The 25167-nt window shown below is 70.9% G+C and carries 19 protein-coding genes; 10 read left to right on the forward strand and 9 right to left on the reverse strand.

The features are described 5' to 3' along the window. Window positions 1–44: 44 nt before the first annotated feature. The gene (locus tag ACWDEN_RS08890) at window positions 45–2630 is read left to right on the forward strand and encodes a SpoIIE family protein phosphatase (protein ID WP_351613766.1); all 2586 of its coding nucleotides are present in this window, start codon (window positions 45–47) and stop codon (window positions 2628–2630) included. 52 nt (window positions 2631–2682) lie between these two features. Here ACWDEN_RS08890 and ACWDEN_RS08895 read toward each other — a convergent pair whose 3' ends face one another. Beyond that, window positions 2683–4245 carry a hypothetical protein gene (locus tag ACWDEN_RS08895; protein WP_351613763.1) on the reverse strand — a complete coding sequence of 521 codons (1563 nt, stop codon included), beginning with the start codon at window positions 4243–4245 and terminating at the stop codon, window positions 2683–2685. 80 nt (window positions 4246–4325) lie between these two features. Here ACWDEN_RS08895 and ACWDEN_RS08900 point away from each other — a divergent pair, with 80 nt between their 5' ends. Next, complete coding sequence (locus tag ACWDEN_RS08900) at window positions 4326–5513, forward strand: glycoside hydrolase family 18 protein (protein ID WP_351613760.1); 1188 nt, start codon at window positions 4326–4328, stop codon at window positions 5511–5513. Window positions 5514–5595: 82 nt separating this feature from the next. Further along, window positions 5596–5904, forward strand: coding sequence for a hypothetical protein (locus tag ACWDEN_RS08905; protein ID WP_351613757.1), 309 nt, complete (start codon window positions 5596–5598; stop codon window positions 5902–5904). On the opposite strand, the gene ACWDEN_RS08910 is transcribed toward ACWDEN_RS08905, so the two are convergent. The 4 genes from ACWDEN_RS08910 to ACWDEN_RS08925 are packed head-to-tail and all read right to left on the reverse strand — an operon-like array spanning window position 5885 to window position 9748. After that, complete coding sequence (locus ACWDEN_RS08910) at window positions 5885–6655, reverse strand: succinate dehydrogenase/fumarate reductase iron-sulfur subunit (RefSeq protein WP_351613755.1); 771 nt, start codon at window positions 6653–6655, stop codon at window positions 5885–5887. The genes ACWDEN_RS08905 and ACWDEN_RS08910 overlap by 20 nt on opposite strands. Then, window positions 6652–8589: a fumarate reductase/succinate dehydrogenase flavoprotein subunit gene (locus tag ACWDEN_RS08915; RefSeq protein WP_351613752.1), complete on the reverse strand. Its 1938-nt coding sequence runs from the start codon at window positions 8587–8589 to the stop codon at window positions 6652–6654. Before ACWDEN_RS08915 ends, ACWDEN_RS08910 begins: the two co-directional genes overlap by 4 nt. 18 nt (window positions 8590–8607) lie before the next feature. Then, window positions 8608–9429, reverse strand: a complete 822-nt coding sequence (locus ACWDEN_RS08920; protein ID WP_351613750.1) for a hypothetical protein — start codon at window positions 9427–9429, stop codon at window positions 8608–8610. Window positions 9430–9457: 28 nt separating this feature from the next. Further along, window positions 9458–9748 (reverse strand): hypothetical protein, encoded by a 291-nt coding sequence (locus ACWDEN_RS08925; RefSeq protein ID WP_351613747.1) that lies wholly within the window; start codon window positions 9746–9748, stop codon window positions 9458–9460. Window positions 9749–10062: 314 nt separating this feature from the next. Here ACWDEN_RS08925 and ACWDEN_RS08930 point away from each other — a divergent pair, with 314 nt between their 5' ends. The 7 genes from ACWDEN_RS08930 (at window position 10063) to ACWDEN_RS08960 (ending at window position 20843) form a co-directional block, all read left to right on the forward strand. Beyond that, a complete protein-coding gene (locus tag ACWDEN_RS08930; RefSeq protein WP_351613744.1) occupies window positions 10063–12267 on the forward strand; it encodes an ABC transporter family substrate-binding protein in 2205 nt (734 codons plus the stop codon). Window positions 12268–12420: 153 nt separating this feature from the next. Beyond that, entirely contained in the window at window positions 12421–14328 is a 1908-nt protein-coding gene (typA, locus tag ACWDEN_RS08935; protein WP_351613741.1) for a translational GTPase TypA, read from the forward strand. A gap of 671 nt (window positions 14329–14999) precedes the next feature. Continuing rightward, window positions 15000–16625, forward strand: coding sequence for a peptide ABC transporter substrate-binding protein (locus ACWDEN_RS08940; protein ID WP_351613738.1), 1626 nt, complete (start codon window positions 15000–15002; stop codon window positions 16623–16625). Window positions 16626–16789: 164 nt separating this feature from the next. After that, window positions 16790–17713: an ABC transporter permease gene (locus ACWDEN_RS08945; RefSeq protein ID WP_351613736.1), complete on the forward strand. Its 924-nt coding sequence runs from the start codon at window positions 16790–16792 to the stop codon at window positions 17711–17713. Next, window positions 17706–18641, forward strand: a complete 936-nt coding sequence (locus ACWDEN_RS08950; protein WP_351613733.1) for an ABC transporter permease — start codon at window positions 17706–17708, stop codon at window positions 18639–18641. Before ACWDEN_RS08945 ends, ACWDEN_RS08950 begins: the two co-directional genes overlap by 8 nt. Window positions 18642–18655: 14 nt before the next feature. Continuing rightward, window positions 18656–19708, forward strand: a complete 1053-nt coding sequence (locus tag ACWDEN_RS08955; protein ID WP_351613730.1) for an ABC transporter ATP-binding protein — start codon at window positions 18656–18658, stop codon at window positions 19706–19708. Beyond that, window positions 19701–20843: an ABC transporter ATP-binding protein gene (locus ACWDEN_RS08960; RefSeq protein WP_351613729.1), complete on the forward strand. Its 1143-nt coding sequence runs from the start codon at window positions 19701–19703 to the stop codon at window positions 20841–20843. Before ACWDEN_RS08955 ends, ACWDEN_RS08960 begins: the two co-directional genes overlap by 8 nt. Window positions 20844–21186: 343 nt before the next feature. Here ACWDEN_RS08960 and ACWDEN_RS08965 read toward each other — a convergent pair whose 3' ends face one another. From ACWDEN_RS08965 to ACWDEN_RS08980, 4 genes are read right to left on the reverse strand one after another with little or no spacing between them, the layout of a single operon-like run. Then, complete coding sequence (locus tag ACWDEN_RS08965; protein WP_351613726.1) at window positions 21187–22200, reverse strand: ABC transporter ATP-binding protein; 1014 nt, start codon at window positions 22198–22200, stop codon at window positions 21187–21189. Next, a complete protein-coding gene (locus ACWDEN_RS08970; protein ID WP_351613724.1) occupies window positions 22197–23213 on the reverse strand; it encodes an ABC transporter ATP-binding protein in 1017 nt (338 codons plus the stop codon). The genes ACWDEN_RS08965 and ACWDEN_RS08970 overlap by 4 nt, the downstream gene beginning before the upstream one ends. Further along, on the reverse strand, window positions 23210–24124 hold the full coding sequence (locus ACWDEN_RS08975) for an ABC transporter permease (RefSeq protein ID WP_351613722.1): 915 nt from the start codon (window positions 24122–24124) through the stop codon (window positions 23210–23212). Before ACWDEN_RS08975 ends, ACWDEN_RS08970 begins: the two co-directional genes overlap by 4 nt. Continuing rightward, window positions 24121–25164, reverse strand: a complete 1044-nt coding sequence (locus ACWDEN_RS08980) for an ABC transporter permease (RefSeq protein ID WP_450858149.1) — start codon at window positions 25162–25164, stop codon at window positions 24121–24123. Before ACWDEN_RS08980 ends, ACWDEN_RS08975 begins: the two co-directional genes overlap by 4 nt. Window positions 25165–25167: the final 3 nt, after the last annotated feature.

The raw sequence follows: 25167 nt of genomic DNA on the forward strand, positions 1-25167 counted from the left end.
CGGTGACCGGTGCCGGGCGCGGTGAGCTGGAGGGGACGGTTCGCGTGAGCGAGATACCAGCGAAGGCCACGGAGTCCGAGGACCCGTCGGACGGCGCGAGGAACCAGGCCGCGGAGGCCGCCGCACCCGGCGACGCCATGTGGCAGAGCAGTCCGCCCGGTTCCATCTACGACTACATCAAGGTCGCGTCCTTCTCCATCAGTCCAGGCGGGCTGGTCGACCAGTGGAGCCTGCGCGCCGAGCAGCTCTTCGGCATCCCCGCCGCACGCGCCGTCGGCATGGACCCGATAGAGGCCTTCATCGACCCCGACCTGCGCGAGCGCGGCCAGCGCAAGATGGCCGAAATCCTCGACGGGCGGGAGTGGACCGGGGTCGTGCCCTTCCGGATGCCGGACAGGGCGGACGGCGGGCGCGGCGAGGAGGGCCTGGCCGAGGTCTACGTCATGCCCACCCGGACCGCCGAGGGCGACAAGGCCGCCGTGTGTATCGTCGTGGACGTCCGCACCCTGCGCAGCATGGAGACCGATCTGGCCGCCTCCCAGGCCATCTTCGGTCAGTCCCCGTTCGGATTCCTGCTGATCGACACCGATCTGAGGGTCCGTCGGGCCAACGAGCGCTTCGCCTCCACCTTCGGCGGCACCCCGGACGACCACCGGGGCAAGGGCGTCCACGACTATCTGCCGCGCGGTGAGGCCGAGCGGGTTTCGGCCACCCTGCGGCGGGTGCTGGACACCGGCCAGTCCATCACCGACATGCATGTCACCGGTCACGTCCCCGGCTCCGAGGAACGCCGGCACTGGTCCGTCAACCTCTACCGTGTGCACAGCGGCAGCGGCCGGCCCATCGGTATCGCCTGGCTCGGCACCGACATCACCGCCCGCCGGGCCGCCGCCCGTGAGGCCGCCGCCGCCCGGCGCAACCTCGCCCTGCTCAACGAGGCCGGCGCGCGCATAGGGAACTCCCTCGACCTGGAGACCACGGCCCGGGAACTCCTCGACGTCGTCGTCCCCGGATTCTGCGACCTCGCCACCGTCGACCTCTACCAGGGCCTGCTCACCGGCGACGAGACCCCGCCCGGACTCACGGACGGCAGCGCCGAACTGCGCCGCGTCGCCTTCGCGAGCGCCGTCTCCGGTGCGCCCTTCGCCGTCGCCGGCGAGCCCGTCGAGGTCGGCGCGGTCCACCACTTCCCCTTCAACTCGCCCTGCGCGGACGCCCTGCGCACCGCCCGGCCGCAAGCCGTACCGCCCGAGGAGGGCGGGCTCGTGCAGTCCACGCTGGCCGTGCCGATGGTCGCCCACGACACGGTCGTCGGCCTCGCCCAGTTCGCCCGCACCAAGGGCAGCGAGCCGTTCGGCGACCGCGACCGGGACCTGGCGGTGGAGCTGGCCGCGCGCGCCGCGGTCTGCATCGACAACGCGCGCCTGTACCGCCGGGAGCACGAGCGGGCGCTGATACTGCAGCGCTCGCTGCTGCCGCCGGGCGACCCCGAGGCCTCCGGGCTGGACATCGCCTGCCGCTATCTGCCCGGCAACGCCGCGACCGAGGTGGGCGGCGACTGGTTCGACGTGATCGAACTGCCGGGCCACCGTACGGCGTTGGTGGTGGGCGACGTGATGGGGCGGGGTCTGCGGGCGGCGGTCGCGATGGGTGAACTCCGCACCGCCGTACGGACGTTGGCGCTGCTGGATCTCGAACCGGCCGAGGTGCTCTCGGCGCTGGACGAGATCGCGCGGGGGCTGGGCACTCCGGGCGGGGTGCAGCAGGCGACGCGCACGGCACGCCAGCCCCGCGACGCCGACCTCTCCGAGGTCTACCTCGCGACCTGCGTGTACGCCGTGTACGACTCCGTCACCAGACGCTGTACGTTCGCCAACGCGGGCCATCTGCCACCGGTCCTGGTCGAGCCCGGTGAGCCGGCCCTGATGCTGGACGTGCCGCCCGGCATGCCGCTGGGAGTGGGCGGCGAGCCGTTCGAGGAGGTCGAGGTCGAGCTGCCGGAGGGCGCGCTGCTGGCGCTGTACACGGACGGCCTGGTCGAGTCCCGCGACCACCCCCTGGACGAGGGGCTGCAGGCGTTCGTCGGCGCGCTCACCGATCCCTCCCGCCCGCTGGAGGACGTCTGCGACCACGTCCTCAACACCCTCGACACCCACCACGGCGAGGACGACATCGCGCTGCTGATGGCGCGGGTGCAGGGGCTGCCGGCCGAGTCCGTCGGCGACTGGACGCTGCCGCGTGAGCCGCGGAGTGTGGGGCGGGCGCGGGAGTATGCCCGGGGACAGCTGCTGAGCTGGGACCTGGAGCCGCTCGTCGACACCACCGAACTGCTCGTCAGCGAGCTGGTCACCAACGCGCTGCGGTACGGCGAGGGGGAGATACGGCTCCGGCTGCTGCTGGACCGCACCCTGGTCTGCGAGGTGTGGGACTCCGGGCTGGTCCAGCCCCGGCGCCGACGGGCCCGGGACACCGACGAGGGCGGCCGGGGGCTGCAGCTGGTGGGGTTGCTCAGCGCGGCCTGGGGCTCGCGCCGGACGCCTCGCGGCAAGACCGTGTGGTTCGAGCTGCCGCTCCCCGGCGGAGAGGCAGGCCTCACCGACCCGGCGGAGGCTCTGCTGAGCCTCTTCTGACACCGGCCACCCGGGGCTCGGACCTGGACGGCCCGATCGGCCGGGCAGCTGCTCAGAGGCTGCGGCGGGACCGTGTTTCCGGGCCGCCGTAGCTCGCCGGTGGCCCGCCGTCCGGGTCCTCGGCCAGGAGGACTCCGCCCAGGACCGCAGCGGCCAGGCCCGGTGCGTCTCCGTCGGCGCCCGTGTGCGGGTTGCCGTGGGCCCGTACGTTCTGCTCGGCCAGGTCCCGGGCCTCGCGGGCGATGGCATCGGCCTGGCCGGCGTGACCCGCGCCCAGTTCGCGTGCCGCCTCCGCCAGGCGGACCCGCGCCTGTGGGCCCACCGCACCCCGGTGCACCGTGACGAAGTCCTCCGCCCCGGCGACGGAACTCCTCGCCACGAGCAGCGCAGCGGCGGCCGGCGCACCTGCGCGGCCCGTCTCCAGCCGCTCCACCGCCCGCGCGATCCGGCGCAGGGCGTCCAGCGGGTCGTACGCGCCCGCCGTCAGCTCCTCCCGTACGGCGGCCAGCACGCCGTCCGCGTGGGCCAGCCGGGCGTGCAGCTCACCGCTGGTCAGCGGAACCACAACGCCCCCTTTCCGGGCCGCCGCGATCTCCGCCTCCGCGCCGGTCAGCGCGGCCGGCACCAGCTCCGCCGCCTCCCGCAGCTCCGCGGCGAGCCGCTCCACCCCGGTGACCAGGACGTCGGCCTGGGCCACCGCGCCCTCGGCGGCGCGCAGCTGCCCGGCGGCCCGCGCGCCGTCGCCCGCGTCGGCCGACTGGCGGGCCTCGTTGAGCCGCGAGGTGGCGAACACCAGCCGGTCCTTGGCCTGTTCGAGGTACCCGGTGACGGGCGCGACGGCCGCGGGAGTGCAGCGGTCGCGCAGGGTGGCCAGGGTCTCCTCGGCGGCCGGCGTCCGCCCCGTCAGCTCCCGGAACCGCCGCTCGGCGACCTCCAGCGCTCCGGCCGGCTCCGGCTCCTCCAGCCGCCGCAGCCGGTCCAGCGCGGGAGCCTGGGCATCCAGCCGGCGCCCCGCCTCCGCGCACCGGCCGACCACGCCGACCAGCGCCTGCCGCCGGGCCACGTCGTCCTCCGGGACCCCCTGCTCGTACCGACGCCAGATCGCGCACGCGGCCGCCAGCTCGGTCTCGGCGGCCCGCAGCGCGTCGACGAAGGGCTCGGTGTCCGTTCGCGCGAACCGCTCCTGGACGAAGGAGAGTTCCTCCCGGCTCGTGCGGACACAGTCGTCGGCGAGGACCAGCGCGGCGCGCGCCTGGCGCTCGGAGTCGGCCGGAGTGGGCGCGGGCGGGGCGACGGAGACGATCCCGGGGGTCGTACGGGTACGGGCGCGGCGGGTGCGGCGCAGGTAGCCGTATCCGGCCAGCCCCACGGCGGCGACCACCGCGATGAGGGGCAGCAGGAGGTCGGTGGCGGACGTCTCGTCCTGCTGCGGCGCGGTGGCGCTCGCGACGGTCCCGGCGGGCGTCACGGGAACCGGATCTTGCGCACCGCCCGTCATCACCGGCAACACCAGCCACCCGGCCCCGACCACGACACCCACCACGGCATGCGCCACCCGCACCCATATGTGCGCCTTGGCGCGCCGGGGCCGGCCGCGGATCGGGGAGGACGTCACATTTTGGAGCGTATGGGCAGGTAGGCGCCTTCGCGAGCGGGATGGATACGGGTGGGGGACGGGATGGGCAGGGGGCAGGAATGGACACCAGAGACGGCGACGGGGCGAAAACGGAAGCGGCGACGACGGACGGGGGAGGCGCGGACGGGCGTACCGGCGCGCCCACGCCACGACCGCCCGAGGCCGCCGACGCCGAGGAAAGCCCACAGGGGCCGCCCGCACCCGGGGACGAAAGCCGCCCCGCCGACAGGAGCCGGAAACGCACATGGGCGCGCACACTCAGGCGCACCGCGCTCGCCCTCGTCCTCCTGCTGCTCCTTCCCACCCTCGCCGCGGAGACCGCCCTCCGCCTCGACTACACCGGGACCCCCGACAGCGGCACGTACACCCGCGGCCGCGACGCCGTCTGGCTCGGCCACGCCTGGATCGACGGCCGCAGGACCGACGCCGACGTCACCGCGCTCGCCGGCCGTCTGCGCGACACCGGCATCCGTGACCTGTACGTCCACGCGGGTCCCCTGGAACACGACGGCACGCTCCCCGAGTCGGCGTATCCCAGGGCCCGTTGGCTCACGGAAGCCCTGCGCCGCCGGGCGCCGCACATCCGTGTGCAGGCCTGGCTCGGCGACGAGGTCGCCCCGGAGAAGCCGTACGCCATGCACCTGGAGCGCCCCGCCACCCGCGCTGCCGTCGTCGAGTCCACCCGGCAGATCCTCGCCGCCGGCTTCCAGGGCGCCCACTTCGACCTGGAGCCCCTGCACTCCGGCGACCGGAACTACCTCGCCCTCCTGGACGCCCTGCACCGCGTCACCCGCGCCCACCACGCCGTGCTCTCCGTCGCCGCCCACCAGATCGATCCGCTGCCGGCCCTCCACTCCTTCTGGGGCACCGTGACCGGCCACCCCAAGTGGTGGTCGCAGGCGTACTTCGGGCAGGTCGCGCGGCGCGTCGACCAGATCGCGGTGATGTCGTACGACACCATGCAGCCGTTGCAGAGCCTGTACGGCGGCTATGTCGCCCAGCAGACCTCGCTGGCCCTGGAGGTCACCCCCGAGTCCACCGACCTGCTCATGGGCCTGCCCTTCTACCACGAGAACCGCTTCGGCCACCGGGCCCGAGCCGAGACCGTCCCGGCCGCCGTACGCGGGGTCCGCCTCGGCCTGTCCCGCACCGACAGGGACCGGGCCCGCTTCGGCGTCGCCCTCTACGTCGACTTCGCGGCCACCGAGGCGGACTGGACGGCCTATCGGGAAGACTGGGTCCGGTGACGGTGACCGGAACACGACAGCAATTCCCCGTGGCTGCGGGCAGTCGTGCCGCTGGGGCGGCACGGGTGGGAGCATGATCGGCATGCACATGTTCTTGGTGGTGGCGGGCGTGCCGGCGGTGGCGTTCATGGGCGTGCTCGGCGCCCTGGCCGTGGTGGCGGAGTGGATACCGCCACTGGCCCGGCGCCGGGTGCTGCGGCCCCGGCTGTGGGGGTACGGGGCGCTGGCCAACGCGGTCGGGCTGGGCCTGTTCATGTTCCTCGGGCCGCTCGCCGACGCGGGGCTGGGCGCCCTTCCGGCCGCCGGGTGGTGCCTGTGGATGGCGGGCACGGTGGTCCAGGTTCTCTCCCAGCGCCCCGGTCGCCCCGCTCCTAGGAGGACCGCCTCCTGATCTTCGAGCCGAGCCACACCAGCGGGTCGTACTTGCGGTCGACCGCGCGCTCCTTCATGGGGATCAGCGCGTTGTCGGTGATCTTGATGCCCTCGGGGCAGACCTCCGTGCAGCACTTGGTGATGTTGCAGTAGCCGAGGCCGTGTTCGCCCTGGGCCGTGCGCCCCCGGTCCAGGCCGGTCTCCGCGGCCGCGTCCAGCGGGTGCATGTCGAGTTCGGCGATCCGCATCAGGAAACGCGGGCCCGCGAATGCCGTCTTGTTCTCCTCGTGGTCGCGGACGACATGGCAGGTGTCCTGGCACAGGAAGCACTCGATGCACTTGCGGAACTCCTGCGAACGGTCCACGTCCTCCTGCATCATCCGGTACTCGCCGGCGCCCAGCCCGGCGGGCGGCACGAACGCCGGAACCTCCCGCGCCTTCTGGTAGTTGAAGCCGACGTCCGTCACCAGGTCGCGGATCACCGGGAAGGTGCGCAGGGGCGTGACGGTGATGGTCTCCGCGCGGTCGAAGACCGACATGCGGGTCATGCACATCAGCCGGGGGCGGCCGTTGATCTCCGCCGAGCACGAACCGCACTTGCCGGCCTTGCAGTTCCAGCGCACGGCCAGATCGGGGGCCTGGGTGGCCTGGAGGCGGTGGACGATGTCGAGGACCACCTCGCCGTCGTTCACCTCGACGGTGAAGTCCTCCAGGCCGCCGCCCTGCTCATCACCCCGCCACACCTTGAAGCGGGCCTCGTAGCTGCTCACTCGTACAGCTCCTCTTCGGCGAGGTACTTGACCAGCTCCTCCTTCTCGAAGAGGGCGAGCAGGTCCGGGCGGATGGGGGCGGTGGTCTCGCGGGTGAGGCGGACCTGGCCGCGGCCGGAGTCGGTCGCCGCGAGGCCGCCGGTGGGGTCGGCGAGGGTGCACAGCAGGTTCACGTTGCGCCACTTGCGGTCCATCGTGGGGTGGTCCTCGCGGGTGTGGCCGCCGCGCGACTCGGTGCGCTCCAGGGCCGCACGGGCCACGCACTCGCTGACCAGCAGCATGTTCCGCAGGTCCAGCGCCAGATGCCAGCCGGGGTTGAACTGGCGGTGGCCCTCGACCCCGGCCCGGCGGGCGCGTCCCCGCAGCTCCGCGAGCTTGCGCAGGGCCTGCTCCATCTCGCCCTCGCGGCGGATGATGCCGACCAGGTCGTTCATGGTCTGCTGGAGCTCCTGGTGCAGGGTGTACGGGTTCTCCGGCGGGCCCGCCTCGCCCTCCCGGTCCGCCTCGGCGGAGAACGGGCGCAGGGCCTCCGCCGCGGCCGTGTTGACCTGGGCGTCGTCCACCGGCGGACGCCGATCCGCCAGCCCCTGGGCGTACTCCGCCGCGTGCCAGCCCGCCCGGCGCCCGAAGACCAGCAGGTCGGAGAGCGAGTTGCCGCCGAGCCGGTTGGAGCCGTGCATACCGCCGGCCACCTCACCGGCCGCGAACAGGCCCGGCACCCCGCGCGCCGCCGCCGTGTCGGAGTCGACGGCGATGCCGCCCATCACGTAGTGGCAGGTCGGCCCGACCTCCATCGCCTCCGCCGTGATGTCGACGTCCGCCAGCTCCTTGAACTGGTGGTACATCGACGGCAGCCGGCGCCGGATCACCTCGGCGGGCATCCGCGTGGACACGTCCAGGAAGACCCCGCCGTGCGGCGAGCCCCGGCCCGCCTTGACCTCGGCGTTGATGGCGCGGGCCACCTCGTCGCGGGGGAGCAGTTCCGGTGGGCGCCGGTTGTTCTCCGGGTCCTCGTACCACCGGTCGGCCTCCTCCTCCGACTCGGCGTACTTCTCCTTGAAGACGTCCGGGATGTAGTCGAACATGAACCGCTTGCCCTCGGAGTTCCGCAGGACCCCGCCGTCGCCGCGCACCGACTCGGTGACGAGGATGCCCTTCACCGACGGCGGCCAGACCATGCCGGTGGGATGGAACTGCACGAACTCCATGTTCAGCAGCGGCGCGCCCGCGAGCAGGGCGAGGGCGTGCCCGTCACCCGTGTACTCCCACGAGTTGGACGTGACCTTGAAGGACTTGCCGATGCCGCCGGTCGCGATCACGACCGCGGGGGCCTCCAGGACGAAGAAGCGGCCGGTCTCGCGCTCGTAGGCGAAGAGACCGGAGACACGGTCCCCGTCCTTGAGGACCCGCGTGACCGTGCACTCCTGGAAGACCTTCAGCCGGGACTCGTAGTCCCCGGTCTCCTTGAAGTCCTCCTGCTGCAGGGCGACGATCTTCTGCTGGAGCGTGCGGATCAGTTCCAGGCCCGTACGGTCGCCGACGTGCGCGAGCCGCGGGTACTCGTGGCCGCCGAAGTTGCGCTGGGAGATCCGGCCGTCCTTCGTACGGTCGAACAGCGCGCCCCAGGTCTCCAGCTCCCACACCCGGTCCGGGGCCTCCTGCGCGTGCAGCTCGGCCATCCGCCACTGGTTGAGGAACTTGCCGCCGCGCATGGTGTCGCGGAAGTGCACCTGCCAGTTGTCGTGCTCGTTGGCGTTGGCCATGGCCGCCGCGATGCCGCCCTCGGCCATCACCGTGTGCGCCTTGCCGAACAGCGACTTGCAGATCACCGCCGTACGGGCGCCCCGTTCGCGCGCCTCGATCGCGGCCCGCAGCCCGGCGCCGCCGGCACCGACCACGACGACGTCCCACTCCTGGCGGTCCACCACGGACATCAGACGGCTCACCTGTTCCTAGAAGAAGCGCGGGTCGGCGAAGACCCCGGACGCGACGAGATAGACGTAGAAGTCGGCGAACGCCACGCTCAGCAGCGACGCCCAGGCCAGCTGCATGTGCCGGGCGTTGAGCCTGCCGACGAACTGCCACGCCCCGTAGCGCACGGGGTGCTTGGAGAAGTGCTTGAGCTTGCCGCCGACGATGTGCCGGCAGGAGTGGCAGGAGATCGTGTACGCCCAGATCAGCACGATGTTGACCAGGAACACCAGGGTGCCGAGCCCCATGTGGCCCCACCGGTAGTGCGTGTCCCGGAAGGACAGCACGGTGTCGTAGGTGAGCACGCCGGCGACCAGCAGGGCCGCGTAGAAGAAGTAGCGGTGGACGTTCTGCAGGATCAGCGGGAAGCGGGTCTCACCGGTGTACGTCTTGTGCGGCTCGGCGACGGCGCAGGCGGGCGGGGACGCCCAGAAGCTGCGGTAGTACGCCTTGCGGTAGTAGTAGCAGGTCAGCCGAAAGCCGAGCGGGAAGATCAGGATGATGATCGCGGGGGAGATGCCCCACCAGCTGCCGAAGAGATCGGCGTTCGGGCCCGCGTGCATGGTCCGGCAGTTGCTCGCCAGGCACGGCGAGTAGAACGGCGAGACGTACGGCGCCGCGTAGTAGTCCGCATTCGCGAAGGCCCGCCAGGTCGAGTAGACGACGAAGGCCAGCAGACCGGCCGCGGTGACGGCGGGCGCCAGCCACCAGCGGTCGGTCCGCAGATGCGGGGCCGTGATCGCGGCGCGCGCACCGGCTCGTACGCCGCCGCTGTTCTGTTGGGGTTCCGTACCAGTGGCCAAGGGATGACTCCGGTCGGTTCGGGTCGGTTCAGGGGGCGTGCCGGTCGCGGGCGCCCAGGCCCTCGTCGTCCGAGCCCACCCACAGGCTGGTGTCATACGGCGTGTCGGAGATGGTGACGAGGTCGGGGCGGCGCGGGGCCTCCCCGGTGGTGGCGGCCTCACGCAGCAGCGCCACGCTCTCGCGCAGATGGTCGGCGTCCAACCGGACCCGGCGCATCTCCAGGCCGCCGCTGCCGAGCTGGTGTTCCAGGCGTCCCAGCGACCGGTTCAGATCGTCGAGAGAGCGCTGGACCGAGGTGATGTCGTCGTGCACGGACATGACTTGCCCTCACTTCCGCGGATCCGGCGGGCCCTGCGCGGCAACGTTCATGCGCCTTGGAGTGTTGCGCGTCACACCTGTCGATGTGAAGGCGTGTGCAGCGATTGGCGGAGGCGCACTGGTGCATCTCCGGTGGTGTTGCGCCACACGGGTGGGGTTACCACCCGCCGTCGCCGTGTCGCCCGCTGTGGCCGGATCCTTTCCTCTTCAGTGGGCCGCATAGATCTGATCAGCTCCATATACCGCCAAAGGTGATCAGCTCCACATACCGACACAAGCGAGCATAAACCCGCGGCTTCCCGGAGGTAGCAGAGATGTACCACCACGGCGTGGGACTGCGTGCGGTGATGCGCTCGGTCTCCTTCCTCACCGCCGGCGCGCTCGCGGTGCCGTTCCTCGCCGGATGCGGTTCCGACGAGAAGGTGGCGGGGCCCCTCGCCGGGCAGGACATCGCCCCGGTCGCCCGCGACCTGGTCGCCGACGGCGGGACCCTGAAGTGGGCCGTCGACGCCGTACCGGAGACCCTGAACACCTTCCAGGCCGACGCCGACGCCGGCACCAGTCGCATCGCCCAGGCGGTCCTGCCGTCGATGTTCCGGCTGGACGCCACCGGCCGGCCGGTGCCCAACCCCGCCTACCTGGAGTCGGCCAAGGTCATCGAGACCGAGCCGCGCCAGGTCGTGCTGTACAAGCTGAACCAGCAGGCCGTGTGGAGCGACGGCCGGGAGATCGGCGCCGCCGACTTCGTCGCCCAGTGGCGCGCCCTGTCCGGGAAGAACAGCTCGTACTGGACGGCCCGCAACGCCGGCTACGACCGCATCGAGAAGATCGAGCGCGGCGCCAACGACCTCCAGGTCCGGGTCACCTTCTCCCGCCCGTACGCCGACTGGAAGTCGCTGTTCTCCCCGCTGTACCCGAAGGACGTCATGGGTACTCCGGACGCCTTCAACGACGGCGCCCGCCGCAAGCTGCAGGTCACCGCCGGGCCCTTCAAGGTGGACAAGGTCGACACCGCCAAGAAGGACGTCGTCCTCACCCGCAACCCGCGCTGGTGGGGCCGGCCCGCCAAGCTGAACGAGATCGTGCTGCACGCCGTACCCCGCGACAAGCGGGCCGCCGCGCTCGCCGACGGCAGCGTGGACGTCGCCGACGTCGACCCCGGTGACGCCCAGCGGATCGGGCTCGCCGCGCACAGCGCGGCGAACCCCTTGCAGGGCTCCGGCAAGACCTCGGTCAAGCAGCTGCGCGCATGGGCGCGGGCGCACGACTTCGACTCCGACGACGTCAGGGCCGGCCGGAAGAAGCTGCGCAAGGCCATCTCCGAGTACCTGGACGAACAGCAGGCGCTGCGCGACGTCGAGGTCCGCAGGTCGCTGGAGGCCGCCTACACCCAGCTCGCCCTGAACGGCTCCAGGGGGCCCCTCGCCGACGAACGCGTCCGCCGGGCCGTCGCCCGCGCCCTGGACCGCCGGGAACTGGCCAGGCTGGTCCTCACCCCGCTGGGTCTGCCCGCCGTGCCGGTCGGCAGTCATCTCGCCCTGTCCGGGCAGGCCGCGTACACCGACAACAGCGGCGCGATCGGCGGCCAGGACACCAAGCAGGCGCAGGAGCTGCTCGCCGACGCCGGCTGGGTGCCGGGCGGCCCGGTCAAGGAGCAGAAGAAGGGCCAGAAAGCGGCCGGCCCCGAGGGCAGGAAGAGCGAGAAGAAGGACGGCGAGAAGAAGGACGGCGAGAAGAAGGTCAGGGAGGACAAGTCCGACGGCGGCAGGGACGGCGAGTACATCGTCGGCGAGGACAACGACGAGAACGGCAAGAACGGCGGACGGGGGGACGGCGGCGACCGGCACCTGGCCCAGGAGGGCAGGCGCGGTGGCGCACAGGGCGCCTACGCCCCCCAGGGCACGGCCGCGCCGGCGGCCGCTGCGGCACAGCAGCTCGCCAAGGACGGCAAGCCGCTGCAGCTCCGCTTCGTGCTCCCGTCCGGCTCCGGCTCCGAGACGCTGAACTCGGTCGCCGAGCGGATCTCGGCCATGCTGGAGCGGGTCGGCATCCGGACGACGATCAGCAGGGTCCCGGACGCGAGCTACTTCAAGGACCACATCGCCGCCGGCGACTTCGACCTCGCGCTGTACTCCTGGCCGTCCTCCGCGTTCCCGGCGACGGACGACCGGCCGGTGTTCGCCAAGCCGGTGCCGGCGGCGGACGGCTCGGTGAACGTCGAGCAGAACTACACGCGGGTCGGCACGGACCAGGTGGACCAGCTGTTCGACGAGGCCGCGGCCACCCTGGACGAGGACGACGAGGTGTCGCTGATCCGCAAGGCGGACGCCAGGATCTGGGCCTCGGCCGCGTCCATTCCGCTCTATCAGCGGCCTCAGCTCGTGGCGGTGCGGAAGAACCTGGTCAACGCCGGGGCGTTCGGATTCCAGACGCCGGTCTACGAGGACATGGGCTTCCTGAAGAAGGGCGCGAAGGTCCCCGCCGGTCCCACGAGCGCCTCCGCCGGCCCCAAGGGCTGACCTGCGAGGAGATGATCACACAGCCCTGAGGAGGCCGGTTCCCGTGAGGCCACGTACCATGGGGTGAGGCCGTGGCGTGTCCAGCCCGGCAGGACCCGCGTGACACAGACGTACGCGCAGGGCAATCCTCACACCCCGGGAGTTCGTCGCACTATGGCCACGCGCCACGACATCCGCAACGTCGCCATCGTCGCTCACGTCGACCACGGCAAGACCACCATCGTCGACGGCATGCTGAAGCAGGCCGGCGCCTTCGCCGCCCATCAGCTCGAAGGCGTCGACGACCGCATGATGGACTCGAACGACCTGGAGCGTGAGAAGGGCATCACGATCCTCGCCAAGAACACCGCGGTGAAGTACCACCCGAAGGACGGCGGGGACCCGATCACCATCAACATCATCGACACCCCCGGCCACGCCGACTTCGGCGGCGAGGTCGAGCGCGGTCTGTCCATGGTGGACGGTGTCGTGCTGCTGGTGGACGCCTCCGAGGGCCCGCTGCCGCAGACCCGGTTCGTGCTGCGCAAGGCGCTGCAGGCCCGGCTGCCCGTCATCCTGTGCATCAACAAGACGGACCGCCCGGACGCCCGGATCGACGAGGTCGTCAACGAGACCTACGACCTCTTCCTGGACCTGGACGCGGACGAGGAGCAGATCGAGTTCCCGATCGTCTACGCCTGCGGCCGGGACGGCATCGCCTCGCTGACCAAGCCCGAGAACGGCACGGTCCCGGCGGACTCCGACAGCCTGGAGCCGTTCTTCTCCACGATCCTGGAGCACATCCCCGCGCCGACGTACGAGGAGGACGCGCCGCTCCAGGCCCACGTCACCAACCTCGACGCCGACAACTTCCTCGGCCGTATCGCGCTGCTCCGGGTCGAGCAGGGCGAGCTGCGCAAGGGCCAGACGGTCGCGTGGATCAAGCGCGACGGCACCATCAGCAACGTCCGCATCTCCGAGCTGATGATGACCGAGGCGCTCACCCGCAAGCCGGCCGAGAAGGCCGGCCCCGGTGACATCTGCGCGGTCGCCGGTATCCCGGACATCATGATCGGCGAGACGCTGGCCGACACCGAGAACCCGGTCCCGCTGCCGCTGATCACGGTGGACGAGCCGGCGATCTCCATGGTCATCGGTACGAACACCTCGCCGCTGGTCGGCCGCGGCGGCACCGGCAAGGGTGCCGACGCGAAGGCGGCCGTGAAGGACCGCAAGGTCACCGCCCGCCAGGTCAAGGACCGCCTGGACCGCGAGCTGATCGGTAACGTCTCGCTGCGCGTGCTGGACACCGAGCGCCCGGACGCCTGGGAGGTGCAGGGCCGTGGTGAGCTGGCGCTCGCCATCCTGGTCGAGACCATGCGCCGGGAGGGCTACGAGCTGACCGTCGGCAAGCCGCAGGTCGTCACCAAGGACGTCGACGGCAAGGTCTACGAGCCGGTCGAGCGCATGACGATCGACGTGCCCGAGGAGCACATGGGCGCCGTCACGCAGCTGATGGGTGTCCGCAAGGGCCGCATGGACAACATGTCCAACCACGGTTCCGGCTGGGTGCGCATGGAGTTCGTCGTGCCCTCGCGTGGTCTGATCGGTTTCCGGACCGAGTTCCTGACCCAGACCCGCGGCACCGGTATCGGCCACTCCATCCACGAGGGCCACGAGCCCTGGTTCGGCACGCTGCAGACCCGCAACAACGGCTCGCTGGTCGCCGACCGCGCCGGCGCGGTCACCGCGTTCGCGATGACGAACCTCCAGGAGCGCGGCGTGCTGTTCGTGGAGCCGGGCACCGAGGTGTACGAGGGCATGATCGTCGGAGAGAACTCCCGCTCCGACGACATGGACGTCAACATCACCAAGGAGAAGAAGCTCACCAACATGCGGTCCTCGACGGCCGATGTGGCCGAATCGATCGTGCCGCCGCGCAAGCTGTCGCTGGAGCAGTCGCTGGAGTTCTGCCGTGACGACGAGTGCGTCGAGGTGACCCCGGAGGCGGTCCGCATCCGCAAGGTGAACCTGGACCAGCGTGAGCGCGCCCGTGCGGCCAGCAGGGCCAAGCACGGCTGACGTGCCGGGACACGGCCGTTCGCGGGCCGTGCACGCACCGAGGGCCTGTCCGGCGACCGCCGGGCGGGCCCTCGTGCCGTTCCGGGCGCCGTCAAAGGCGTCGGTGGAGGTCAGGGGCGTAGAGGGTTTTCCCTACGACGGGGCGTCAGATCCCCGCGAGGGGGCCGGGCCGCCGTGCGACGTTGTTAGAGTGACCGGAATCTGCGGTTGTTGGCCCCTCGCGCCGGTCTGTCCGAGCGCTCGGTCCGATGCGTCCCGACCTGACCCGGTGCACTGCGATACGTCCCGGCGTGATGTCGATCGCGCCGGGCATGCCCACGCAGCCGATTCGCGCAACCGGTTTTCTACCACCACTTGTCCGCTATACGGACAACTGGGCCCGATAGTTGTGTAACAAGTCCGTTTCGCAGGGATCTTTCGCCTAACCGTTTGTCCGGATTTTGGAAGAAGTTCGCGACAGCTGTGATCGAACCGAGACCTTGAGGGTGTGGTTCACGCCGGTTCACATGGCAGATAGTTAGGCGCGTAGAGCTCGGAGCAAAAAGGGTCACGCCGCTGGCGGCGCCGACTCACGAGCGCGGGGGCACCTGACGATCGCAAGCACCGGTGACGGTGATGCGTCTTGTGCCCCTCCATGTGGTGAACCAATGGACTCATTGAGGAGGAGCCCCATGCGTGGTGCCAAGGGCGCCAGGTGGGCCGCGGTCGCGATAGTCGTGGCCATGGGCGCGACTGCCTGTGGTGGCGGTGGCGACACTGGTAACGGCAATGCCGGCGGTAAGAGCAACGGCGTCGTGTCGGTCGAGATCGGACAGCCGCAGAACACGCTTGTCCCGTCCAACACGTACGAGACCGAGGGCGGCCAGGTCATCCACGCCCTGTTCACCGGTCTCACGAAGATCGACCCGAACAACAAGATCGTCAACGACGAGGCCCAGTCCATCACCACGACGGACAACAAGGTCTGGACGATCAAGCTGAAGCCGGGCTACACGTTCCACAACGGCGAGCAGGTCACCGCGCAGTCGTACGTCGACGCCTGGAACTACGGCGCCGACCAGACCAACGCCCAGCAGACCAACGCGCTCTTCAGCCACATCCAGGGCTACACGGACCTGAACCCGGGCCCGAAGAAGACCGTCAAGGTCCACACGATGTCCGGCCTGAAGGCGGTCGACGCCAACACCCTCCAGGTCACGCTGACGGCGCCGTTCTCGGCGTTCCCGACCCAGCTGTCGTTCACCGGCTTCGTGCCGCTGCCGAAGGCCTTCTTCAAGGACCCGAAGGGCTTCGGCAAGAAGCCGATCGGCAACGGCCCCTACGAGGCCAAGACGTCCTTCGTCGACAACGAGGGCATCAGCCTGACCAAGTACGCCAAGTTCCCCGAGGCGTCCAAGTACACGGTCAAGGGCATCGACTTCAAGGTCTACTCGAACCAGGACACCGCCTACAAGGACCTGGTCGCGGGCAACCTCGACGTCCTGCCGGTCATCCCGACCTCGGGTCTGGCCACGTACAAGAAGGACCTGCCGGGCCACACCATCGACGTCCCCGAGGGCGCGACCGGTTACATCGGCTTCCCGCTGAAGTACAACAAGGCCTTCGCGAACCCGAAGATCCGCCAGGCCATCTCGATGTCCATCGACCGGAACATCATCGCCTCGAAGGTGTTCCTCGGTGCCCGCACCGCGGCCGACGACTACTTCCCGCCGCTGATCGACGGCTACCGCAAGGGTGCCTGTGGTGACGCGTGCACCTACAACCCGACCAAGGCCAAGCAGCTCTTCCAGGAGGCCGGCGGTCTGCCCGGCAACTCCCTGGAGATCGGCTACAACGCCGACGGCGACCACAAGGTCTGGGTCGAGGCCGTGGCCAACCAGATCCAGAAGAGCCTCGGCGTCAAGGTGACGGCCAAGCCGTTCGAGCAGTTCCAGACCATCCTGAACGACCTGGACGCCAAGAAGTACCAGGGCGCCTTCCGTATGGGCTGGCAGATGGACTACCCGAACATGGAGGACTTCCTCCGTCCGATCTTCTCCAAGGACGCGATCCAGAACGGCTCGAACTACGCCGGTTACACCAACCCGGAGTTCGAGAAGCTGCTGAGCCAGGGCGACCAGGCGACCAGCCCGGCCGACGCCATCAAGAAGTACCAGGCGGCGGACGACGTCCTGCTGAAGGACCTGCCGTACATCCCGGTGTACTTCTACCGTCTGAACACGGGCTTCAGCAACAAGATCAGCTCGATGAACATCATCGCTCACCAGATCGACTGGACGAGCATCAAGCTCGCCTGAGCGAGGCCGAAAACAGCGCCCGCGACGTGAAGTAGCGGGCCGGGGTGGGCAGGGGAACCGCCGGAGCACGACGGCTCCCCCGCCCACCCTCTTCGCCGTTGGGTCCGACCGGCGAGCGCCCTCCCCCGGGGCGCCGGACCGGGCCAGCATTCCTTGGAGAACCAATGGGCCGATTCGTCGTGCGCCGTGTGCTGCAGGCGATCCCTGTACTCATAGGCGTCACGTTCCTCATCTACTGCCTGGTCTTCCTGCTGCCAGGCGACCCGATCAGGGCCCTGATGGGCGAGAAGCAGGACCCCCACCTGGCGTTGGTGCTGCGCGCGCGGTACCACCTCGACGACCCGCTGGTGGTGCAGTACTGGCACTACATCAGCGGCGTCTTCCGAGGCGACCTGGGCACCACCTACACCGGCCGGTCGATCAGTGACATCGTCGCCCAGCGCTTCCCGATCACGCTGAAGCTGGCGTTGACGGCGTTCGGCTTCGAGGCGGTCATCGGCATCCTGGCCGGTATCCTCTCGGCGCTCAAGCGCGGGAAGTTCCTGGACAACCTGGTCTTCATCGCCACGCTGTTCCTGATCTCGATCCCGGTGTTCGTGCTCGGCAACGTCCTCCAGCTCGAGCTGGGCGTCAAGTTCAAGCTGACGCCGGTCGCGGGCATCGAGGACGGCTGGCCCGCCAGCTACGTGCTGCCCGGCCTGGTGCTGGCGGCCACGTCGATGGCGTACATCGCCCGGCTGACCCGGACCAGCATGATCGAGTCGGTCCGCTCGGACTACGTCCGCACCGCCATCGCCAAGGGCCTGCCGCGCCGCCGTGTCATCGGCGTCCACGCGCTGCGCAACTCCCTCATCCCCGTCGTCACCTTCCTCGGCATGGACCTCGGTTCGCTGATGGGTGGCGCGATCATCACGGAGCGGGTCTTCAACCTCCCCGGTATCGGCGGTCAGTTGGCCCAGTCCGTCTCCCTGCGCGAGGGGCCTGTCGTCGTGGGCCTGGTCACCCTGCTCATCCTGATCTACCTGGTGGCCAACCTCGTCGTCGACGTCCTCTACGCCGTGCTCGACCCGAGGATCCGCTATGAGTGAACAGATCATCGAACGGCCCGTGCCCGCCGACGGCCCCACGGCCAAGGCGCCGGCACCGGAGGGCAAGCCGGAGCGCGTCGCCAGCCTGTGGCGCGACGGCTGGACCGACCTGCGCAAGCGGCCGATGTTCCTCATCTCGGCCTTCATCATCCTGTGCCTGCTGGTGCTGGCGATCGCGCCCGGTATGTTCACCTCCCGCTCCCCGCTCAGCGACGGCTTCTGCGACCTGACGCACTCGATGGACGGCCCGCGCAGCGGCCACTGGTTCGGCTACGACGTCCAGGGCTGCGACATCTACACCCGTACGGTGTGGGGCACCCGCAACTCGATCATCGTCGGCGTGGTCTCCACCGTCCTGACGACGGTGCTCGGCGCTGTCATCGGCATGCTGGCCGGTCTGACGGGCGGCTGGATCGACTCGCTGGTCTCCCGCTTCTCCGAGATCTTCTACGCGCTGCCGATCCTCATCGGCGGTCTGCTGATCATGTCGATGGTGGGCAGCAGCAACGTCTGGACCGTGTCCGTCGTGCTGTCGGTCCTCGGCTGGCCGCAGGTCTACCGGATCATGCGCGGTGAGGTCATCGGCAACAAGTACAACGACTACGTCGCCGCCGCCCGGGCGCTCGGCGCGGGGCCGATGCGGATCGCGTTCCGGCACATCCTGCCCAACACGCTCGCCCCGATCGTGGTCGTCTCCACGATGAACCTGGGCGTCTACATCGCCGCCGAGGCCTCGCTGTCCTACCTGGGCATCGGCGTCCAGTCCCCGGCCATCTCCTGGGGTCTGATGATCAGTGACGCCCAGGACCGCTGGCTCACCTCGCCGCACGCCCTGCTGTTCCCGGCCGGCGCGCTGAGCCTGACGGTGCTCGCGTTCATCATGCTCGGCGACGTGGTCCGCGACGCCTTCGACCCCAAGCTGCGCTGAGGAGGGCGTAATCCATGACCATCATCGAGAACGCCGTCCCCGCCGCGCGCGGCACCGGCGACGAGCAGACCCCGCTGCTCGAAGTCCGTGACCTGCATGTGGAGTTCCACACCCGTGAGGGCGTGGCCAAGGCGGTCAACGGCGTCAACTACACCGTGGCGCCGGGCGAGACGCTCGCCGTGCTCGGCGAGTCCGGCTCCGGCAAGTCGGTCACCGCGCAGGCCATCATGGGCATCCTGGACATGCCCCCGGCCCGCATCCCGCAGGGGGAGATCCTCTTCCGCGGGCGGGACATGCTGAAGATGTCCGGCGAGGAGCGCCGGAAGATCCGCGGCGCCGAGATCGCCATGATCTTCCAGGACGCGCTCTCCTCGCTCAACCCGGTGCTGACCGTCGGCTACCAGCTCGGCGAGATGTTCCGGGTGCACCGGGGCATGTCCCGCAAGGAGGCCAAGGCCAAGGCGATCGAGCTGATGGACCGGGTGAAGATCCCGGCCGCCGCGGCGCGGGTCAACGACTACCCGCACCAGTTCTCCGGCGGTATGCGCCAGCGCATCATGATCGCCATGGCGCTCGCCCTGGAGCCCGACCTGATCATCGCCGACGAGCCGACCACCGCGCTCGACGTGACGGTCCAGGCGCAGGTCATGGACCTGCTCGCGGAGCTCAAGAGCGAGTTCAACATGGGCCTGATCCTGATCACCCACGACCTCGGCGTGGTCGCCGACGTCGCGGACAAGATCGCGGTGATGTACGCGGGCCGGATCGTCGAGGCCGCCCCCGTGCACGAGCTCTACAAGAACCCCGCTCACCCGTACACCCGGGGTCTGCTCGACTCCATCCCGCGCCTGGACCAGAAGGGCCAGGAGCTGTACGCGATCAAGGGCCTGCCGCCCAACCTGCTGCGGATCCCGGAGGGCTGCGCGTTCAACCCGCGCTGCCCCAAGGCGCAGGACGTCTGCCGTACGGACGTCCCGAAGCTCGCCCAGATCACCGGTGACGAGGGCCGGGAACTGGTCGGCCGCCGCAGCGCGTGCCACTTCTGGAAGGAGACCCTCAATGGCTGAGCCCACGGCTGGGGACGCGGCCGAGACCCCGAACACCGTGCCGGTGGACAAGGTCGAGGCAGCCACCGAGGAGGCGGCCATCGCCGCCGTCGAGGCACCGGTGGAGCGCGGGGAACCGATCCTGCAGGTGCGCAACCTGGTGAAGCACTTCCCGCTCACCCAGGGCATCCTGTTCAAGCGTCAGGTCGGTGCGGTCAAGGCCGTCGACGGCGTGTCCTTCGACCTCTACCAGGGCGAGACCCTGGGCATCGTCGGCGAGTCCGGCTGCGGCAAGTCCACCGTGGCCAAGCTGCTGATGAACCTCGAGCGGGCCACCGCGGGCGAGGTCTTCTACAAGGGCCAGGACATCACCAAGCTGTCCGGGCGCGCCCTGAAGGCGGTGCGCCGGAACATCCAGATGGTGTTCCAGGACCCGTACACCTCGCTCAACCCGCGGATGACGGTCGGCGACATCATCGGCGAGCCCTTCGACATCCACCCCGACGTGGCCCCCAAGGGCGACCGGCGCCGCAAGGTGCAGGAGCTGCTGGAGGTCGTCGGCCTCAACCCCGAGCACATCAACCGCTACCCGCACCAGTTCTCCGGCGGTCAGCGCCAGCGCATCGGCATCGCCCGCGGCCTGGCGCTCAACCCCGAGATCATCATCTGCGACGAGCCGGTCTCCGCGCTGGACGTCTCCGTCCAGGCGCAGGTCATCAACCTGATGGAGCGACTGCAGGACGAGTTCAACCTCTCCTACATCTTCATCGCGCACGACCTGTCGATCGTCCGGCACATCTCGGACCGCGTGGGTGTGATGTACCTCGGCAAGATCGCCGAGATCGGCACGGACGAGCAGATCTACGACCACCCGACGCACCCCTACACCCAGGCGCTGCTCTCCGCAGTCCCGGTCCCGGACCCGGAGGCCCGCGAGCACCGCGAGCGGATCATCCTCACCGGCGACGTCCCGTCCCCGGCCAACCCGCCGTCGGGCTGCCGCTTCCGCACCCGCTGCTGGAAGGCCCAGGACAAGTGCGCCGAGGAGATCCCGCTCCTCGCCGTGCCCGAGCCCTTCCAGGGCTCGGACTCCCCGGCGGCCCACGAGTCGGCCTGCCACTTCGCCGAGGACAAGGACGTGGTCCACGCGGCCTGACCCCCTCCCGCCGACGCCGGTTGCCGGCCCCCTCACACCACGAGGGGGCCGGCAACCGGCGTTTTCGCGCGGCCCTCCGGCCTGCCGTCTGGGCGGGAAGGCGGCCGTGTGCGGGTGTTTCCGGGCGGGCGTTCGGCCTGCTGTCTGGGTGGGGAGGCGGCGGTGCGTCGGCGTCGTCGGGCGGGCCCCCGGCGCGCCGTCTGGGTGGGGAGGCGGCCGTTCGTGGGCGGTTTCGGGCGGGCCTTCGGCCCTGTCACCCGTGTGGGGAGGCTGCCGCGTGGCGGCGTCGTCGGGCGGGCATCGGGCCGTCACCGGGCGGGGAGGCTGCCGCGTGGCGGTGTCGTCAGGCGGGTGCTTCGTCCGCTGTTCGGGTTCGTGCCCAGTGGCAGGCCACCTGTGCCTCCGGGGCCGGGGCGAGGATGCCCGGGTCCTCGGTGCGGCAGGCCCGGGCCACGCCCGTGCGGTCCGCCTCACCGGTCGCCAGTACCGGGCAGCGGGCGTGGAAGCGGCAGCCTGCGGGGATGCGGGCGGGGTCCGGGGGCTCGCCGGTGAGCACCACCGGTGCACCGTCGGCCTCCGGCAGCACCGACAGCAGTGCCTGCGTGTACGGGTGCCGGGGAGCGGTCAGGACCTGCTCGACCGTGCCTGTCTCCACGATCCGCCCCAGGTACATCACCGCCACCCGGTCGGCGATGTTCCACGCCAGCCCCAGATCGTGGGTCACGACCAGCGCCGCGAGACCGAGATCCGCGCGCAGCCGGAGCAGCAGCGCCAGGATCTCGCCGCGTACCGAGGCGTCCAGGGAGGCCACCGGCTCGTCGGCGACCAGGAGTTCGGGCTGCAGCACCAGCGCGCCCGCGATCACCACGCGCTGCCGCTGGCCCCCGGACAGCTCGTGCGGATAGCGCAGGAAGAACCGCTCCGGCGGGCGCAGCCCGGCCCGGGCCAGGGCCTCGGCGACCGCCGCCCGTTCGTCCCCGGCGTGCCCGTGGATGCGCAGGGCCTCGGCCACCGCGTCGTACACCGTGTGCCGGGGATTGAGGGAACCGGTGGGATCCTGCAGCACCAGCTGGGCCCGCCGCCGGTACGCCCGCAGCGCCCGCGTCGAGTACTGCAGCGGACGCCCGGCGAACGTCACCTGTCCCTGCGTCGGCCGTACCAGCCCCAGCAACGCCCGGGCCAGAGTGGACTTCCCGCACCCCGACTCACCCACCAGCGCCACGATTTCCCCGGCCCGGATGTCGAGTTCGACCCCGTCGACCGCGCGGGCCGGCGCGCCCCCGTGCCGGCCGGGGAAGGCCACCCCCAGCCCGCGGGCGCTGAGCAGGGGCGGTGTCTGCTGCTCGGAGTGCGTCATGGAGTGCTCCCCGCGTTCTCGGCGGTGCCCGCGGATTCCGCCGGCTCCGCGGGCTCCGCCGTCGGTGTGCCGACGCGTACGCATGCCGCCCGGTGCCCGTCCCCCGCCTCCCGCAGCGGCTGGTCCTGTGTCGCACAGACCGGCAGCGCCACCGGGCAGCGCGGATGGAAGGTGCAGCCCGGCGGCAGCGCGGCGGGGTCGGGCGGGTCGCCGGGCAGCCCGCGCGGAGCGAACCGGGAGGCGGGGTCGCCGATGCGCGGGAAGGCGGCCGACAGGGCCCCGGCGTAGGGATGCCGGGCATCCTCGTACACCGCCCGTGCGGGGCCCTGCTCCACCACGCGCCCGGCGTACATCACCACGAGCCGGTCGCAGGTGTCGGCCAGCACCGCCAGGTCATGGCTGATCATGACCAGCGCCAGGTCCTGTTCGGCGACGAGCCGGCCGATCAGCCGCAGGATCTGCGCCTGCACCATCACGTCCAGCGCGGTCGTCGGCTCGTCCGCGATGATCAGCCGGGGTGCGCACGCCAGCGCCATGGCGATCATCACCCGCTGCCGCTGCCCGCCGGACAGCTCGTGCGGGTACGCCGACGCCCGCGCCGCGGGCAGCCCGACCTGCTCCAGCAGTTCCCCGGCGCGGGTGCGGGCGGCGGCCGCACTCGCCCCGCCGTGCAGCAGGATCGGCTCGGCGATCTGGTCGCCGACCCGGTGCACGGGGTTGAGGGAGTGCATCGCCCCCTGGAAGACGATCGAGGCCCCGGCCCAGCGGACCGCCCGCAGCCGCCCCCAGCGCATGCTCAGCACGTCCTCGCCGTCCAGCAGGATCTCCCCGGCGACCTCGGTGCCGGCCGGCAGCAGACGCAGCAGTGCCAGCGCCAGCGTGGACTTGCCGCACCCCGACTCGCCGGCGATGCCCAGTGTCCGCCCGGCCGCGAGCGACAGGTCCACCCCGCGTACGGCGGCCGCTCCGCCCGGATAGGTGACCTTCAGGTCCCGGACCTCCAGCAGTGTCAACGGGCCACCCCCAGCCTGGGATTGAGCACGGACTCCACGGCCCGCCCGCACAGGGTGAACGCCAGCGCCACGCCCGCGACCGCGATGCCGGGCGGCGCCAGGTACCACCAGTCGCCGGAGCTGACCGCCCCCGTCTCCCGCGCGTCCTGGAGCAGCCCGCCCCAGGACACCACCGTCGGGTCGCCGAGCCCCAGGAAGGCCAGGGTCGCCTCGGCGAGGATGGAGGAGGAGACCATCAGGGTCGTCTGGGCGAGGACCAGGGGCAGCACGTTGGGCAGCACGTGCCGGGTCATGACGTGCCAGTGCCCGCCGCCGAGCGCCCTGGCGCGTTCGATGTACGGCCGCGACTCCACCGCCAGCGTCTGTGCCCGGACCAGGCGTGCCGTGGTGGGCCAGGTCGTCACACCGATCGCGAGGATCACCGTGCCCAGGGAACGGGACATCACGGTGGCGAGCGCGATGGCCAGCACCAGCGTCGGCATCACCAGGAACCAGTCGGTGATCCGCATCAGCACGGTGGCGTACGCGCCCTTGAAGTGGCCCGCGGTGATGCCCACCAGCGCGCCGATCGCCACCGACAGCACCGCCGCCAGCAGCCCGACCAGCAGCGAGACCCGGGAGCCCCACACCAGCAGCCCCAGCAGGTCCCGGCCGAACCGGTCCGTGCCCAGCGGGAACGCGCCGCTCGGCCCCTGCAGGGGCTGCCCGGGCGCGCCGGTCACGCTCGCCACGTCCGAGCCGACCGTGAGCGGTGCGGTCAGCGCCACCAGGGCGAAGAGGGCGAGGGCGGCGAGACCGACGAGGCCCGCGCGGTGGGAGCGGTACTGGCGCCAGAACCGTGCGGCGGCTCGGCGCCTGCGCTGCCAGGCCAGTGCCCGGGCGCTCGGGCCCGCGAGGATCTCCGTGGTCATGTCCGGCCCACCCTCGGGTCGAGCAGCGGATAGACGAGGTCGGCCAGGGTGTTCATGACGATCACCGCCGAGGCGAAGAAGAGGAACAGGCCCTGCACGAGCGGCAGGTCGGGCACGCTGAGCGCCTGATAGAACAGGCCGCCCAGACCGGGCCAGGAGAACACGGTCTCGACCAGGATGACGCCCGCGACCGTCCGGCCCAGGTTGACGAAGAGCAGCGTGACGGTGGGCAGCAGGGCGTTGGGCACGGCGTGCCGGCGCCGTACCAGGTCGTCGCGCAGGCCCTTGGCACGCGCGGTCGTCAGATAGTCGCTGTCCATCTCGTCGAGCAGCGCGGAGCGGGTGACCAGCAGGGTCTGCCCGTACTCGACCGCGACCAGCGTGATGACGGGCAGCACGAGATGGTGGGCGACGTCGACGGCGTAGGCGAGGCCGTGCCTGCCGCCCGTCTCCATGCCGCCGGTGGGGAAGAGACCCGGGATCGGGCCCGCTCCCACCGCGAACACGATGATGAGCAGCAGCCCCAGCCAGAACGACGGCACCGAGTACAGGGTCAGGGCCAGCCCGGTGTGGAACCGGTCCGCGAACCGGCCCCGGCGCCAGGCGGCGCGGGTGCCGAGGACGAGGCCGAGCGCGGTGTAGAGCACGAACGCGGTGCCGGTGAGCAGCAGGGTGTTGGGCAGCGCCTCGGTGATCTTGTCGATGACGGGGGCGTGGAACTGGTAGGAGGTGCCCAGGTCGCCGGTGAGCGCCTTGCCGCAGTAGTCCGTGAACTGCTCCCACAGCGGCAGATCGAGCCCGAACTCCTTTCGGTACTCGGCGAGTTGCGGGGCCGAGACCGGCCGTCCCCCGGTCATCGTCTTCACCGGGTCGCCCGGGATCAGCCGGAACAGGAAGAAGCCGGTGACGAGCACGGCGAGCAGCGACACGACCGCGCCGCCCGCCTTCATCGCCGCGTACCGCAGGTACGCGCCGCCGCCACGTGTTCTCCCGGGTGTGTCGTCGGCGGCCGGGAGCACCGCCTGGGCCGTGGGGTCCATCGG

The sequence above is a fragment of the Streptomyces sp. NPDC001153 genome (genome assembly GCF_053598315.1).